The sequence below is a fragment of the Streptomyces endocoffeicus genome (assembly GCF_016741935.1).
Classification (GTDB): domain Bacteria; phylum Actinomycetota; class Actinomycetes; order Streptomycetales; family Streptomycetaceae; genus Streptomyces; species Streptomyces endocoffeicus.
On record NZ_JAERRG010000005.1, the window covers coordinates 406027 to 422338 of the forward strand.

A 16312-nucleotide genomic window follows, 5' to 3' on the forward strand; every position below is an offset into this window, starting at 1 on the left:
ACAGCCACGCCGCAGATTTCTTGCGTGACGGCCTATGTGTCGGCTTGGGGCTGGCTAGCCGCGAGGTCGTTGAGGGCACCGTTCACGACGTACCAGGACACTGTGAGCGTGTCGCGATCGGGAGTGTGCGCCTCGCGGAACTCACGCCGCGGGTGGACGAAATTGCGGTACTTGCAGACGGCCTGGCTGAAGCGCTCCATGTCGACGTCGATCCAGCCCGCCTGGTGGCAGATGTCGATGAGGGCTTTGAGACCGATGAAGTTAGGGTCCTTGTTGCTCAGCAGTGAGGCGTCGCGCTCCTCGATCACCGTAAGCAGGACGCCTTCGAGGAGGCTGCCCAGCATGATGATGGCCGCGACATGAGCGCCGTTGGCGAAGCAGGTGCGGGCTTCGTCAAGTCGGCGCTGGAGCAGTGCGGCCATCCTTGGTTCACGGATGATCTCGGCCATCGTGGCCTTGAGCTCGACCGGCGCCTGCTGGCCCGGGTGCGCCATAGCCGGGTCGCAGACAACGATCCTGGGTCGGCCGCCCGGATTCTCCAGACGGAAGCCCTCGTGGACGAGGAAGGTGTTGACCGCGTTGACGACGGTCGCGAGGACACCGGGTTCATCGAGGTACTCGCGTGCGTCCGCGAGTCTGACGAGTACCTTTTCCAACTCGGTGGGGTTGTCACGACGAGCAGTGAGGAGTTGGAGAGTCCACTCGCCCCGGTACTCGCCGTCGTACTCGGGAACATTGAGCCACCCGGCGTTCTCCAGGAACTGGGCGATCTCGAAGCCTCTGCGGTAATAGAGGTGGTCGTCACCGCAGATGACGCGGGCCAGCTCCTTCAAAGTGTTGCCGTCGAGCGGGCCCAGAACGGCTTCCTGCATCATGCTGCGTCGTCCTCTGCAGTGTCGTCGTCGATTCGGTCGTCGGTCTGTTCATCCCCGGTGTCCTCGTCGTCGGTGAGCCCGTCGTCCGAGGAGAGGTCGAGCGGCTTCCACTCGGCTTGGGAGCCGGCTACCTGGGCAGCTGGAGTGGAGCGCGCATAGCTGGCGGGGCGGATCGCCTGGCGGTCGAGTTCCTCCCACAGGCCGTCGAGCGCCGCTTCGGGATCGAAGCGGAATTCGCTCTCCCGTACCCGCCAGAACTCCCAGCCCACGCGCTTCAGTTCGCGGTCCCGCCGCTGGTCGTTCTCGATCTGCTCTCGCGTGGCGTGGTGGAAGGCGTCGCCATCGCACTCCACGGCGAGACGGCCGCGTGCCCCCACGACCACCAAGTCAATGCGCTTGCTGCCGGCCGGGAACTGCGGGATCACGTGGTAGCCCCGCTTCTTGATCTCCAGATACACCTGCTGTTCGAAGAGCGAGTCGAAGGGAGCCCTGCGGACGTCCGGCAGCACCGGTCCGATGTCGTCGGCGGCTTCCATCGCGGCGGGCGGGTTCTCCATGTATGTCAGGAGGTTGAGCCGTAGATCGTGCGGCTTGAGACGGTCCGGCGGGACCGAGTAGAAGAGCCACATCTGATCCTGAGCCCTGCTGGCGGCGACGTTGTATGCCTGCTGCTCGCTCTTGTTCCCGCCCGCTGCGCGCGGCGGGTTCGTCACGACCATTGACAGCAGGATCACGTGACGCTCGTCGCCCTGGAGCGAGGCCGCGTTGCCGACGCGAATCTGGTGCTGCTCGCGTACGGTGGCCGGCAGCCGCTGCTCGATGAGGGTCTCCAGGAGCTTGATCTGTCCGAAGCCCTGGAGCACGATCACGCCCATGGTCTTTTCCTGGTAGGCCGGGTCCTCGGCAAGACGGGCCAGACAGTCGACGATCGCCTCGGCCTCCTTGGGGTTGTGGACACGGCTTTCGCGGCCCGCGACCACGGCGCCCTCGACGAAGTGGGTACGCAGCGGGTCCAGCCGTTCGGCGCCGTACTGCCGCAGGGGCAGGAGCTTGTTGTTGTAGAACGTGTTGGAGGACCAGTTGATGATCTCCGGCACACAGCGGAAGTGCTCTTCGAGGCGGATCACCTTTGGGAAGAAGGTGGACAGCAACTGGTACAGGTTTGTGTGCGGCGTGTAGAGCTCGCGCAGTCGGCTGGGCATGTCCGGCAGATGGGCGGCCAGCTTGTCCCGGATAGCTTGGTGACGGCCGTTGCGTGTGAGGGCGGGCGCACACTGTTTGTCGTCACCGACGACGATCACACGGGGAGCCAGCCACAGGAGGAAGAGCGCGTCCATGCCCGCCTGACTGGCCTCGTCCACGATGACGACGTCGAAGGCATCCCGCCTCGCCTGCACCATCTCGGCGACCTGGGGGATGGGCATGACCCACGCGGGCACTGCGTCCTGGGCCACGGACATCGAATCGCGTGCCGCGGCCCTGAAGAAGCCGGTGTTCTTCCCCTTGCCCTTGCCGAGGGACGCCATGTGGGTCCGGTACGCCTGGAGCGCCGAGCGCTGTTCCTGCGTCATCCGCTCCAAGCAGTGCAACCGACCCCAGGCCGCGGCGAGTTCGCCGGTCACCTGCTCCAGCCGGTCTTCGTGCTCGCTCAGGTCGCCTTCAAGCTTGCGCTCCAGACCGGGTGTGCGCTGCCTGTCCAGGAACTGTGAAGCCTTCGCCCACGCCCACGCCCGCTCCAGGGAGCCCAGCCGTTCCTCCCAGTCGGGATCGTCGGCGTTGTCGAGGAGGCGGCCCGCGAGCAGGGAGTGGCCGGCGCGCAGGGCGCCCAGCAGTTCGTCGCACCGACGCGTACGGTGCTCCCGCCGGTGCGCGGCCGCCAGTGCCTCCAGGGCCTCGGCATAAGCCTCCACGTTCTGGTTGCGGAGAGCCTGGACCAGGGCCATGGACTCCGTGGCCAGCTGCGTGCCGCTGACGGGGGTACGAAGGAGTTCGTCCCACGCGGCCAATTGCGCAACGGCCTCGTCGGCGGCCCGACGGCCACGGAGCGCGGCGACACCGGCGTTGAAGTCCTGCCACGCCTGGCAGGAGGCGGTCGTCAGCCGTACCCCGTGACGCACGAGAAGCGCGTCGACGCAGTCCCGGGCCGAGCCGAATGCCTGTATGTGCTCAAGGCGCTCGGCGCGCGAGGTCAGTTCGGCCAGCCGCACCTCCACGTCCCCCGGCGGGACGGCGGTGTTCACCTGCTGCCAGCGCGTGGCCGCGCCGGCGATCGCGGAGTGCGCCCGGAGGTGGGCCAGCACGGCGTCCAGGTCCTCAGTCGTTTGGGGTGTACGGCCGTCGACAGTGCAGCAGTCCAGCAACTCCTGTGCGTTCTTCTGCACTTTGCCCGGGAACCGGGACCGCAGGGTCTTGCCTGTAGCCAGGTGATCCCGGAGAGCGACACCGGCGGTTGTCAGCTGGCCTGCCTTCTGGGCGGTCAGGTCCTCGGGCATGGTCACCAGGCGCAGACCCAGCGCATCCACGTCCCCTGCGACTATGCGGATGTCGCCGGTGACGGCTGCCACCCGCTGCCACAGTGCGAGGTCGGATCGGCAGAGCCGGTCCGTCAACGCCCTGGTGATCCAGGAACCGGGATCCCAGCGTGTGGCGTCGGCAGGCATTCCGAGGTGATGAAGGGCCGTCTCGCATGCATCGAGCAGCGAAGCCAGCTCGGAGGTCACGGACACGTCGAGATGGGCGAGTACGTTCCGGATCTCGACGGCCTCTGCGGACAGACCTTCATCACTGAGGCGGCTGGCCGCGAATACGTCCGCGACTTGCCGGGGCGAGGGAAGATCGCCAGGCACGGGAAGCGCGCCGCCAGCCCGCGGTTCACCCGCGCCGTCACGCAGCAGGACGAGCAGTTCGTGGGCCTGTTCGGAGGCCAGCGGCGGGACGTCCTCGGCGGTGTCGGGCAGACGGCCGATCCATCCGAACTCTTCGGTACCGGCTTGGACCCGCTCCACGATCTCGGCGAGCGTTCCTGCGTATCCCGGTGCCACGCTCCGATGTCGGTACTCGGCCTCCCGGAGCGAGATCACCTGCTCCGTGAGCGTATCGATCCGTCCCCTTGCCTCGTCCCGCTCCCCGGTGAGGCGGCGGATCTCAGCACGTAGTTCGGCGGGGTCACTGGCGGCCACCTGGTCGGTGAGCGCGTTGATGGTGCGCTCCAGTTCGCCCTCACTTTCGCCGTTGTGGCGAGTGGAGCTGAGGAGCAGGACGCACAAGTCCCTTACAGGTTGCGGAAGCTTGTCCCGCAGCACAGTGAGCGGCTGGTCGCGAGCGCTGGTGACGAGTACCCGCTGGCCCTGTGCGAGCAGTGCCGAGACAAGGTTGGCGATGGTGTGGGTCTTGCCCGTCCCCGGCGGCCCCTGGACCACCACACCGGTGTCGTGCTCCAGGCGTCCCAGCACGCTGCGCTGCTGAGCGTTCGTCTTGCCCGGGAAGAGAGGATCGTCACCGAAGAGCGGCGCTTTCCGGGCACCGTCCCAGGCAGAACGGTCGGCGGTCTCGATCGTCATGGCCATCTGGGCCAGGCCGAGTGGTGCCCGGCTCTCCGAGGCCACCGTCTCCGCTATCTGGTCGTAGAACCGTAGCAGCGAGTTGAGGTTGCGCGGGCGTAGGACCAGGGCCGGTGCGTAGGTGAGACGGGCGCCCAGTTCAGGTGCGCGGGGTGGCTCCCACCCTGCGCTGAAGCCCATGGGCCGAGTGGTCGCCCGCTCCTGCCACTGCGCGATCTGCTCCAGTGCCTCAGTCCCCAGCGGGTCCATCCCGCGAGCCGTTATCTCCTCCGAGAGAGCGGCTCCGCGCTCGCGTACCCAACCATCATCACTGTCCAGGAAGTCCTGGTCTTCGAGACGCAGGGCGCTCTCCGGCGACAGTTGCACCGTAAGCCGCGCCGTGCGGCGATCGACCGATGTCTCTACCCGGTGGGTGAACAGATGGCGGTGCACCACATCACCGTCCGAGGTGGCCCAGGTCAAAAGCCCTATGCCCAGAACGAGTTCAGTCTGGTCGTCTTCCCGGGCGAGCTTCTGGTGCCACGCGTACAGCCGGTCGTAGAGCTCGCGGAGTGGTCGTTCCGCGCGCTCCCGCGCCGACCATCGACGCCAGCGATCCAGCCACGTTCCATAGGCCCGCAGCACGTCACCGGCCTCTTCGCGGCGCAGGGCGCCTTCCTCTGCTGGCGGTTCCCTGTCGTCCGCAACGCGCACCAGTTCGCCTCCTGGTCCCTCCTCCGCAAGAGGCGGATCGCCTCCGTCGGGGTCCAGGCAGCTCGTCGGCTCGACCCAGCCGTCCAGTGAGTCGGGCAGGTCGGGCGGCGTACTCTGCGGCACGTGGTCGAGCGTCAGCAGCAGACCGTCAGGGCGCGGCGCCGGCCTGCGGACGGGCTCCGGCAGCCTGGCCAGCCACAGACGTTCACGGTTGCGGTCGTCACGCTGCCGCTGGTGACTGCTGTGGACCATGTCGCGTAGGAAGTTGACCAGCCCTGCTGTTTGCCCGATGACGTCGGGGTCACTCGCGTGGCGTCGCGGATTGTTCACCGTTCTCCTCTCGGCTGCTGACGAACGTTCCAGGATGAGGGTCGGTTGAGAGCACAACAATGAGCCCCCGGCAGGATGACCGGATTCGTTTCACGGATTCGGCGTCGCGTACGTCGTTGAATCGGTTGTTCGCGTACGTGCGAAGGGGCTGAATGGGGGCGCTTCACAGTGTTCCGTCAGGTGTCTCTAAGCAGGTGAGAGGCACTGCGGAGAGGCTGGGGACGATGCTGGCACCGGCTTACATCCGAGGTGCTGCGCGTATGCGAACGGAGGGTTGAGTCCACGACGAATGATGACCGGTTACGGTGCAAACCGAACGTCCGGCTTGATACTCGAAGCGCGGAGTGCTCGCGTTGTGAGAGACGGCGAATGCCGGTACTGCTCGGATGCCTACGAGGTGGCCCTCCAGGCGGACCATGACAGATGTCTGCCGGTATCGGCGATTAAGTACGCGGCCGAGTGCTCGGGCATTGGCAAGCATGCTGCCGCACTCAAGATTTCTCCTGGGTCCGGGGAACGAACGGCTCTGACGGGGGTCGTGGCATTGTTGAATCGGTTGATGACCGGTTGGCGCGGGGGGAACGGCGTGAGGCTGTCGCGGGACATCACTGGGTGGGCGTTCATGGTGGAGGTGGACGGTGTCCGGCATGCTGGACTGGCGGTAGGACTGGCCGGCATCAGCCCGTTCACCGCCGGTGACGGGGCCGGAGGCAGCCTGTTCACCCGCGCGAACAGCTGGTGGGGCCTCCCGGTGCTCCTCTCACTGAACGAACTGCCCTTCGGGCACCCTGTCGATCACAGGTGGTGTGTCACGCAGGATGACGGAGGCGTGCTGTCCGTCTTCAGCCCAGACGGCGCGTACTTTGTGCATGACCTCCGGCTGGAAGAGCCGCCGGGCTGGCGGGAGAGGGCGATCGCCTCGGGTTCGGTCATGTTGGTCGTCTCCCACGTGCTGCCTGCTATGGACGATCCGATCGGCGCGCTCGACTTCGAAACGCGGCAGGGGATGGTGTGCTCTGGCTCTGTGCGCTTCGGAGAGCCGGCCTACGAATCGCGTGATGAAGAGGATGGTCCGCCGACGGTCAGGTTCTTCATCGACCCCGTCGGCACGCTGATGGAGCTTGCACATCACGTGTGCGACCGGATCCTTTCGCTGTCCCAGGCGAAGCAACAGGCGCGCGAACTGGAGCAGACGCGACAAGCCTTGGCGGAACACGCGGACCAAGTGCCCGCCGAGACGATGGTGGAACTGCTTTTCCGGGACGAGTTCCACGATCACCGCGGTCTGGTCGAGCTCATGTACGTCTACTGGAGGCTGGTTGCCGAGGTTGCCGACGCCTGTGGGGCGGAGGCCGCCTGGCGGGACGCGGCGCTCCGGACTGTCGAGTCGGCCGTCGACCTGGTGGTGGACCGGTGTGATCGCGCGGTGTTCGAGGAAACCGACGCGGTGGTGTCACGGCTGATCGACAGGCTGAGCGATCCCGCCGAACTGGAAACCGGGTTGCTGGCCGCCGCCCGGTTGCGGATGGCCACTCGGGGAGCGGAGGACTTGGCCGCCGACCACTACGCCCGTGGGATACGTACCGTCTGGTCCGCTCGGCTGGAGGCTGACCTGTACCGCACGTGGTTCACCGACCAGGAGCCCTTCCAGGTCGAGTCCCACCGGCTGGTGACGGAGGCGGGACATCTGGTGCTGCGCGCTCTGGAACTGGACGGTGGGACGCGAAAGGTCCGGCTCCAGGCGTCGTTGGCGCAGATCCTTGCGGACGAGGGGGGAGTTGATCGAGATGCCGCCGACGCCGCGTTGTCGTCATGGCTCGACTCGTCAACCGCCGACGATCTGGATGTCGCCCTGTTTCTGCTCAGGGTGATGGACGGGATTCCCCCGGCCCTGGTCGACGGGTTGCCCAGGGCGGTGTTCGGGGCGCCCCTGGCCGATTTCGTCGCCGCCCATGGCAGCAACGTAACCGCGAAGGTGATCAGCCAGGGCGTCAACCTGGCCCGGGAACAGGCCGACCGGCCGCTGCTGCGCACCGTGCTGGACTGGGCAGAGCGGCTCGGGGTCCGCTGGGGCCCCGCCCACCGCAGGCAGTTGATCGAGGCACGGCTTCACGTGCTGCCCGACGACCCCACCGACTGCCCGCGGCCCGACCATGCACTCGCGACGTCGTTCCCGGAATCCTGGACTCCGACACAGCGGTCGGCGGCGCTGCTGCATACAGCCGCACACGCCCGCGACCGGGGCCGGCCTGCGCTGGGGATCACTCTCCTGCGGCAGGCGGGCGATGTACCCAGCGAAGAGTTCAGGCTCTTGGTAGCGGATCTGTACTACCAGTCGGCCAAGGAGGGCGAGACGGTCTCCGGTCTTGGCCCGTTCCCTTGGGATCGCTACGCGTACGCGGCACACACCTACGCCTCTCTTGGCTTCGAGGAACTGGCGCTGGCGAGCGTGGTGCCGTTCGCGCAACATATGGGCAATCTCCGCGGCGACGAACTCAAGGCAGCGCTGTTCGCGATCACCCTGAACGTGCCGAACTTCGACACGAGCCGCGCGCCCGAACTCGGCGGGGTGCTGCGCGACCTAGTGCACTCGGCGGTCTGGCAGCTCACGTTGGAATCCGAGAGGCTGCCGATGGGGCTGATGCTCGGTTTGCACCAGGCGGGCAAGGGACCGGAGCTGGGCGCATGGGGGCGGATCGACGGCCCGCTCGCGCTGCCTACGTACATCCAGCACTTTCTCGGCAAGCTGCGCGACCTGGAGAAGCCCGCCGCCGTACATGGTGCGTCCGGTGCGTCGCCGCACCTGCTGAACGCACTAGACTCCGACCGCCGTCCCGGCGGCCACGACACCCAGCAGATCGCCCGGAACCTGCGGTGGCACATCTCGTCGCTCATCGACCACGAGTTGAGCCGCCGCTCGGCACCGCTCATCGACGACCAGCACCTCTGGGCGAAGACGCACGAACTGCTCGACGACCGGACCGTACTGCTCACCTGGTTCCTGCCCGCCGCTGTGAGCGGCGCGGCCGTGCTTCTCGCGGTCACCAGGCAGGGCCGGTCCCTGGCCGTGCACTTGGGCGACGGCGCGGACGAGAACAACGACCGGCACCCGGTGGCGGACCGGGTCGAGGCGATCCGGACGGAGGTCCAACGCGACCCGCTGTTCGGCGACGTGACACCGGAAGGCAGCCAACTGCTGCGGCAGCCGGGCGACATACCACTCGGCGCCGGCGAACTGTGGGACAAATGGCGGGCCCAGGGCAAGGACCGCATCCTGGCATGGCCGCACGGCGCGCTGCATTACCTGCCGCTACCGCTGTGCCGTACCGGAGACCGGATGATCGCCGACGACTGGACGGTCACCACCATCGTCGGCCTCGAGGCCCTGACGCCCACAGCCAGCCCCGTACGGCCGCGCCGTACCGTGGTGCTGGCCTCCGCCGACGGCGGCGTGCCCTACGGGCTGTACGCCGAACCGGCGTTGGAAGAGCACGCGCGGCAGGTCGCCGACGCGGTCGGCACGGATGCCGTCACCGGGCCTGCGGCCACGCGTGACAGGCTGCTCGCCGAACTGACTATGGCGGACGTGGTCCACATCGCCGTACACGGGAGGCTGGACCAGGACGCGCCGTGGATGCACTGTCTCTACCTCACTCCGGACCGTGACGACGACGGCCGGGTCTTCGCCTACGACTTCCTCGAAGCCGACCTGCGCGGTGTCCGCCTGGTCACTCTCGCCGCATGCGAGTCCGCGCTGGGCCGGTTCGACCGCGCGGACAACGTCCGTGGCATCCCGTCGGCACTGATCACCGCTGGCGCGCAGGCCGTCGTCGGGTGTCTGTGGCCCGTACGCCCCGAGCCGGCCACGTACTTCTACCACCACATGCACCAACGGATCGCGCACGGCACGGACCCGGAGCCCGCCTTCCGTCAGGCCCAACTCGCCACCCGTGCTCGGCATCCCCACTACCGTGACTGGGGAGCGTTCACCTACCTGCATGGTCGGAGCAAGGGAGCCATTGCATGACCGAGGTCCGGTTGCACGATGTCGAGCTCGTGCCGGAGCGCACGCTCGGCAGCCCGGCCGACGACGAGCCGCTGCGCGGCAGGCTGACGTTCGGCTGGGACGTGCTGCCTGCCGACCACGAGGGCGTGCCCGCAGAGTGGGCGTCCTACGTCAAGGCAACGCCCGAACGCGAGTTCCGGCAGCTGCTGATGGTGTGCTCGTTCCGTCCGGAGACACCGACCGGCAAAGGCGCGTTCCGCCACGCCTCCCTGGGGGTGGCACTGTCCACGCCGGACGGCCAGGCACGGCCCGTCGCGCGGCTGATCGACCCCGGCGAGCGCACCCGCCCGGTCGTCGGCTCCGGCATGGGCATGAACTTCACGGTCAAGGCAGGTGTGCTGGACGTGGGCGTGGAGAAGCCACCGGGCGCGGGGTCGGAGAGGGACGAGTGGATCGTCCGCGGCCACGGCGCGTCCCAGCCGAACCCGCAGTGGGAGTTTCGCCGAGTCAAGAGCCTCCCGTTGGTCGGCGACCACCCGGTGGCCGCGCTGGTGGAACTCGTGCCCGACCGACTGAACACGGCCGAGGTGCTGGTGGCGGCAGAGCTGGAGCACCGCAGCTGGGGGATCCGCCGCTACCGGGCACGGCTCGCACCGTCGCCGCACGCCATCGTGCTGGCGGGGTGACCCCGCCACATCCGTCAACGGAATGCGCGGATCATCACGGTGAAGACCGCCGAGGCCGGACAGGAAACTCATCTCCATGACCGCAGAGTTGGACGGCCTGACGGCCACCCCGCCAACAGAAAGTGACCAGGCGGGAGAACCGAGCAGCTTATGAGTGGGAGGGTAAACGCTTGTGGCAACCGTTTACGAGCAGATTAAGAGCGCGGATGAAGTAATCTGCCGGAATATCGCGTCGCTAACGGACCAGCGGGCACTGCTCTCACAGAACGTCCTCGCCCAGCTCCGCAATCTAGTTGAGGGCGTCTCGGTACGTCTTCATACTGGCCGGTCTGACACCGAGTTCAACTATGCAGCTGTGGAGCTCGGACTCATCTTTGTTAAGGGCAACGCAAAGCTCAACTTCCTCGGCAAGTTCCACAAGCTCATCCAGATGAGTGCCTCCCATTACACGCTGGACGGGGACACCTCTGAGCGGTTGATGCTGAAGTACTACGAGTATCTTCATCGCATCCGCGGCCTGCTCAAGGACAGTTGTGGGATCGCATTGCTGGACAATCTCGAGGCATTCCCGGTCGACCTTGATCCATCGCTGCGGGAGTACCACGAAAAGATCGCCGCGAGGATCGAGGCGGTCCGTCCGACACCAACACTGTCGGACGCTGGGGCGCGAGACCGGTACTACATCCACAGAACGCGCCCGTTCTTCGTAGGGGGTCGCATCTACTACGAGGTCACCTTCTATCGAGCGGTCAATAAGGTGAGCAAGTTTGACCGCATCATCGCCTTTAGCGAGATCGACATGACGGACGAGTACGCAGCCATGCTTACGCTCCAGAGCGACTCGATCGAAGTGCTTGGCCAGAAGATGCCGATTACGATCATCCGCGAGTGGGAAGTTTCCATCCGGCCATGCGAGTTCAACAACTTCGCTCGTCTTCTTGGTGTCGTCACCACCGCTCGGACCAACTCTTCGGAGTACCGCTACCTGATGCAGGGTCTCACAGTGACTTCGGGCAACCTGCTTGACTTGATTGATATGCCTGACGAAAAGTATGCGACGGTGAAAGCGGCAGGTACGGCTGGCTCCACCAAGCCGCAGATCTTCCCACTGCTGGATGAAGCACGCCGCATTGTATGGTCAGCTAGTCAGGGGCACAACGTCATCCGTTATCTCATGCTGCGGATGCACAATCAGGTTCTGAAGTCGCAGTATTACTGGGAAGGCTGTGGCCTCCTCTCCGGGATGAAAATGCAGTATGGCTGCATCCCGTTCGATACTATGCCGCTCTGCACCTCGCTGCCGGGGCATAATCCGCGGTACTGGGATCTTGTTGAAAGCCTCGATGTGACCGGACGAGGCCATGAACTGCTCGCTCGACGTGTGAAGAACAACGTGGAGCATCACGGAATTCTCTACACGCGCGAGGCCGATCTCGCGGAACTCGGAGATGTTAACGAGCTGATTTCCGCCTACAACAGAAAGCTCTACTACAAGCATAAAGAGCGGCGACGGCTCGTACGGGACAAGGGGCATGTCTTTATTTCTGGGTACGAGGACGATACGGTCGCCATCGTCGAGAAGCTCCAGGAGCGCGCGTCGTCCGGAATTGACGGCTACAGCCAAGCCGTTGAGCGCTGGCTCGATGAGAAACCTCGTGGCATCGACGACGAGGCCAAAAGGGATGCGCTCAAGCTGTTGTTTGGCCAGTCGCGTGTCGCGTTGATCTACGGCGCAGCTGGCACTGGCAAGTCGACAATGGTGGATCACATTGCGAATTACTTCAACGACAAGGCGAAACTCTTTCTCGCGCACACCAACCCGGCGATCGACAACCTCAAGCGCAAAGTAACTGCGCAGAACTCGACCTTCCGGACGATCAGTAGCCAGATCCGCAGAAGCGCCGCAGATCAGGAGTACGACCTTCTAGTTATCGACGAGTGCAGCACGGTTAGCAACACTGACCTAATTAAAGTGCTGGAGGAGACATCCTTCAAGTTGCTCGTGCTCGTTGGCGACGTCTATCAGATCGAGTCGATCCAGTTCGGAAACTGGTTCGGCATCATCCGCTCCTTCATCCCGAACACCTCGGTGTTCGAGCTGACGACGCCCTTCAGGACTAAGAGTGAATCGCTCCTGGGATTCTGGGGCAAGGTCCGGAACATCGATGATGATATTGCCGAGGTAGTTGCTCGCAACGGATACTCGACTGTGCTCGATAAGACACTGTTCGAAGCCCAACGCGACGACGAGATCATCCTATGTCTGAACTACGACGGTCTCTACGGCATCAACAACATCAACCGATTTCTCCAGAGCAGCAACCCCGGTGCAGCAACCACTTGGCGTGTTTCGACGTACAAAGTCGGCGATCCGGTCCTCTTTAACGAGACTGAGCGGTTCCGGCCGGTGATCTATAACAATCTGAAGGGTCGAATTGTCGGTATCGAGCGCTTCCCTGGCCGGATTCAGTTCGACGTCGAACTCGATCGAACGTTCAGCGAGTTCGACATCAATGGCGACGAACTCGAATGGATGGGAGACGCGACTGTGCGATTCTCTGTCTACGAGTACGACATCAGCGATGAGGACAATGATTCGCTGAACACTTCCGTGCCGTTCCAGGTGGCCTATGCAGTTTCGATCCACAAGGCGCAGGGCCTCGAGTACGACTCCGTTAAGATCGTCATCACCGATGCTAACGAAGATGACATCACACACAGCATCTTCTACACGGCCGTCACTCGGGCGCGTGAGCGCCTGCGGATCTTTTGGACGCCAGAGACGCAGCAGGCCGTTCTCAAGCGTCTCGACCGGATGAGCAACCCGAAGGACGTTGCTCTACTGTCTAGCCGCCGCGGCCTTATTCCGGTCGCCGGGACTCGACGAGCCCCCTGATCCCTCGGCGAGACGGATCGGCGGCTCGCGCTCAAGAGTCCAGGCTCTTGCGACACACCCGCAGCCCCCTATCAGTCTGAGGCCGTCAGATTGATTGTCCGCTGCGCGTTCTCGATTAGGCGGCCGTATGTAGTGACGCTCAAACGCGTCAGGTGCGAGTTGAAGGTACGAATGGTTTCGTCGATCTCTTGGGGCGATGCGTCTGTGGTCACGAATCCGCTGTGCCCCATCACGATCGTCATCGACGCGCGTCGGCAATCGATACCCAAGTCCACTAGGATCTGGGGCCGCTTCTCGTCCAGCTCGCGTAGGTAGTTCATTGCCTGCCCGACCGCTTTGTTGACCTCTGTGCCAACGATCAGGTGGTTCCGCTGGCCGGTGACCAGCCGCTTGATGTTGGCCTTCTTGAGTTCGACGCCGTGCAGAGTGCCGTCTGGCCGGAGTAGAGCCAGGTCGAGCTGGTCTCGCAGGGTGATGTTGCGGCGGACCGTGCCTGGCAGGAACTCGCCTCCGAAGATCCAGGTCATCCGCTCGATGAGTCTCTGCAGGTCGCCTTCGCTGCTTTCGGGGTTCTCGACTGCGGCGCGCAGCTCATCCAGATCAGCCTGCCGTCTAGCGCGTTGGACCAGAGTCGCGAGCAGCTGGGCCTCGTCGAGTTCAACGAGGGACGTGGCGGTTGCTGGCTCGCTTTCCAGAACGGTAAGCAGCTTTCGGATGGCGGTCGCAGCTGGCAGGTCACCGGCAGGTTGCAGCCGAAGGCTGATGCGAGAGGCGTTCCGGAACGGGTCTACTTCGCCCGTTGGCATCGAGACGCCGTTCAGCTGGCGAAGCCGGAAGAGCGGTGCTCGAGTGTCCACTATGTGCGACCGACGATCGTAAGAGGACCGGATATCCCGTTTGCCGGTATCCACCCAGCACTCCACCGGTGATTCGGGTTCAATCGCGAACTCCCCGAGGTAGAGGCTCTCGCTGCGGTGCGCGACGAAGACCCGCAGTGGTACCCCGCGCCTCAAGTGCGCGAGCGCGGCCAGGTTGTCGTCCGATATGGTGTCTGTCCACTGCGACTGTCCGGAAGCAAGCAGCACAGGGCCATCCCACCGAGGAGCAAGTTCGCCCGTGGCGGAGCGATCGAGGAAGAGGAATGCGTTGGGAGTCCTTCCACTGGCACCGACAGTGAGTCGTGGGCTGCCTCCGTAGACATCGTGCAGCTCGCTCCGTTTGACGACTGCCCCGGGCGGAATGCTCCACGCTGTGGGCATGTCATCCGGTGCCGGTACCTCCTCCACGAGTTGAATCAAGTCTCTCCATCGCTTGGCGGCCAGATTGAGCGATACCAGCTGGCGCCCTTTAGTGGCCGACCGTGCCCGCTTCACGACGTGATCAAGGCCCGAAACCCGGAGTACCTCGGCCGAGACAGGAGCCGCGAACGAGAGCTTGCCGAAGGACATACGCACTCTCACAGGAGGGGGAGTCGATCCCTCGTCGCCCCTCTCTACGAGCCGCGCGAGCGACCAATCAAGCGTGTCGGACTCCACCGGGGTCGTGCTGGCTATGTCCCCCAGCGCCACTACGCCGCCGCCTCGGCCCCTCCGCCATAGTAGGACTGCGTCGCCTTCCTCAACCCCGAGACGGGTGACGGTTGAAAGCGACGAATCCCAGCCCCCGGCCGACTGGGAAGATCCGCGAGTCATCTCGTACGCGGACGTCTTGTTCTCGGCGGCTAACAGCCAGTACTTCACGTCTCTCCTCCCACGCCTGGAATACCACGAACGTACAGCGGCTCATTCGCTTGTAGAGGGAGATCGACACCGACTGTCGTCGTGGGCTGTCCACTTTGAGCAGCTGCGCCGGCCCCATCGGCATGGAGCACCCTCCTGCTCCCACCGCAAGCCACAGGTGTTGCTGGAACTCATCAACACCGTTCCCCGCGAACTCGCGGTGTTGTCCGCGCTCAACGACAACCGTTGCTGGAACTCCCCTACATACTCAGCCGTCCCGACCGGCAGGGCCGACTGAGCGCCTCCGCGGCGCTGGGCTGCCCGCCGTATATCTCGGACCGTGCACCACACAATGCGTGGCCGGCCGTACCCCTCTCAACGGATTCGCCGCAGGCTGCTTCAGACAAACGCAAGCGCACGGAAGGTGTTGCGGACGTCGGTCAGGGGCTGGCGGTCGCGGGTGTAGTAGAGCTTGTTGGTCAGAAGTACGGCCCAGCGCCCCTGGTGGGGTGAGACCCACATGCCGGTGCCGGTGAAGCCGTAGTGGACCCAGATGTCCTCAGCGGGGTGCGTGCCAGGGGCGGGGTGCCAGAACAGGCCGCGTACAGGTTCTAGGGCGCCGGTCTGGACGGTCAGTGACTGCCTGGTCCAGTCGGGGCCGAATCCGGCTTGCCCGTGGCTGGTTGAGGTGTCCAGCATGTAGCGCAGGAAGACAGCGAGGTCGTCGAGGACGGTGAAGGCGCCGGCGATCCCGCACACTCCGCCCAGGAGGCGGGCGGAGAAGTCGTGGGCGACGCCCTTGAGGTGGGTGTCGGTGTCCTGGTCGAGTTCGGTCGGTGCGCACCGCGCGGTGATCTCGGCGGGTAGGGGTCCGAAGCGGGTGGAGTGCATGCCCAGCGGCTGCCAGGTCCGTTCCGTGGCGAGCTCGTCGAGGCGTCGTCCGGAGAGGTATTCGGCGAGGTATCCGAGGATGAGGGCGGCTCGGTCGGTGTACTCGACGGCCTCGCCGGGCGGACGGTACAGGGCCTCTTGGAGGACTCCGTCGCGGATGTCCTGGGGGTCGGTGCCGTAGAGGTTCTTGAGCTGGGCGCGGAGCGGTGCGCCGGCCGTGTGGGTCAGCAGGTGGCGGGCGGTCACGGCGCCGAGTGGGTGGCCGTCGACTTCGGACCAGAAGCCACCGAGCGGGGTGTCGAGGTCGAGCTTGCCTTCCTCCCACAGGGCTCCGATGGAGGACCACACGGCGAGGATCTTGGTGAGGCTGGCGGCGTCGAAGACGGTGTCGGGCTGCATCGGCACGTTCGGCTCGTTGGGGTCTAGGACCCCGGTGGCGCCGTGGGCGCGGGTGCCGGTGGCGTCACCGACTGCCCATACGGCGCCTGGGTAGACCTTGTCGCGGACGCCTTCGTTCAGGAGGGCTTCGATGCGGTCGGTGCTGTACGTCATGGTCTCCCTGTTCGCCGTGGCCAACCCGCCGGATCAGCGTAGTGACGCGGGCGGCACCATTTGGGCAATGGCGTGTCGGACGTCGGCTGCGGGGTCAGATCGGTG

7 protein-coding genes are annotated in these 16312 nt (G+C 65.2%); 3 read left to right on the top strand and 4 right to left on the bottom strand.

Features of this window, described 5'->3' with window-relative positions:
- Positions 1-32: 32 nt before the first annotated feature.
- Both JK364_RS16680 and JK364_RS16685 read right to left on the bottom strand, forming a co-directional pair.
- The gene (locus JK364_RS16680) at positions 33-875 is read right to left on the bottom strand and encodes a hypothetical protein (protein ID WP_230992011.1); all 843 of its coding nucleotides are present in this window, start codon (positions 873-875) and stop codon (positions 33-35) included.
- Positions 872-5458 carry a PDDEXK-like endonuclease domain-containing protein gene (locus JK364_RS16685; protein WP_201851849.1) on the bottom strand — a complete coding sequence of 1529 codons (4587 nt, stop codon included), beginning with the start codon at positions 5456-5458 and terminating at the stop codon, positions 872-874. The genes JK364_RS16680 and JK364_RS16685 overlap by 4 nt, the downstream gene beginning before the upstream one ends.
- A gap of 289 nt (positions 5459-5747) precedes the next feature.
- Between JK364_RS16685 and JK364_RS16690 the strand changes: the two genes are divergently transcribed.
- The 3 genes from JK364_RS16690 (at position 5748) to JK364_RS57550 (ending at position 13046) form a co-directional block, all read left to right on the top strand.
- Positions 5748-9485, top strand: coding sequence for a CHAT domain-containing protein (locus JK364_RS16690; RefSeq protein WP_201851850.1), 3738 nt, complete (start codon positions 5748-5750; stop codon positions 9483-9485).
- The gene (locus JK364_RS16695; protein WP_201851851.1) at positions 9482-10150 is read left to right on the top strand and encodes a hypothetical protein; all 669 of its coding nucleotides are present in this window, start codon (positions 9482-9484) and stop codon (positions 10148-10150) included. Before JK364_RS16690 ends, JK364_RS16695 begins: the two co-directional genes overlap by 4 nt.
- Positions 10151-10322: 172 nt before the next feature.
- Positions 10323-13046 (top strand): ATP-dependent DNA helicase, encoded by a 2724-nt coding sequence (locus tag JK364_RS57550; protein ID WP_201851852.1) that lies wholly within the window; start codon positions 10323-10325, stop codon positions 13044-13046.
- Positions 13047-13117: 71 nt separating this feature from the next.
- Here JK364_RS57550 and JK364_RS57555 read toward each other — a convergent pair whose 3' ends face one another.
- Positions 13118-14785 (bottom strand): Shedu anti-phage system protein SduA domain-containing protein, encoded by a 1668-nt coding sequence (locus JK364_RS57555; RefSeq protein ID WP_201851853.1) that lies wholly within the window; start codon positions 14783-14785, stop codon positions 13118-13120.
- 378 nt (positions 14786-15163) lie between these two features.
- Positions 15164-16207, bottom strand: a complete 1044-nt coding sequence (locus JK364_RS16710; RefSeq protein ID WP_201851854.1) for a serine hydrolase domain-containing protein — start codon at positions 16205-16207, stop codon at positions 15164-15166.
- Between the last annotated feature and the right edge of the window lie 105 nt (positions 16208-16312).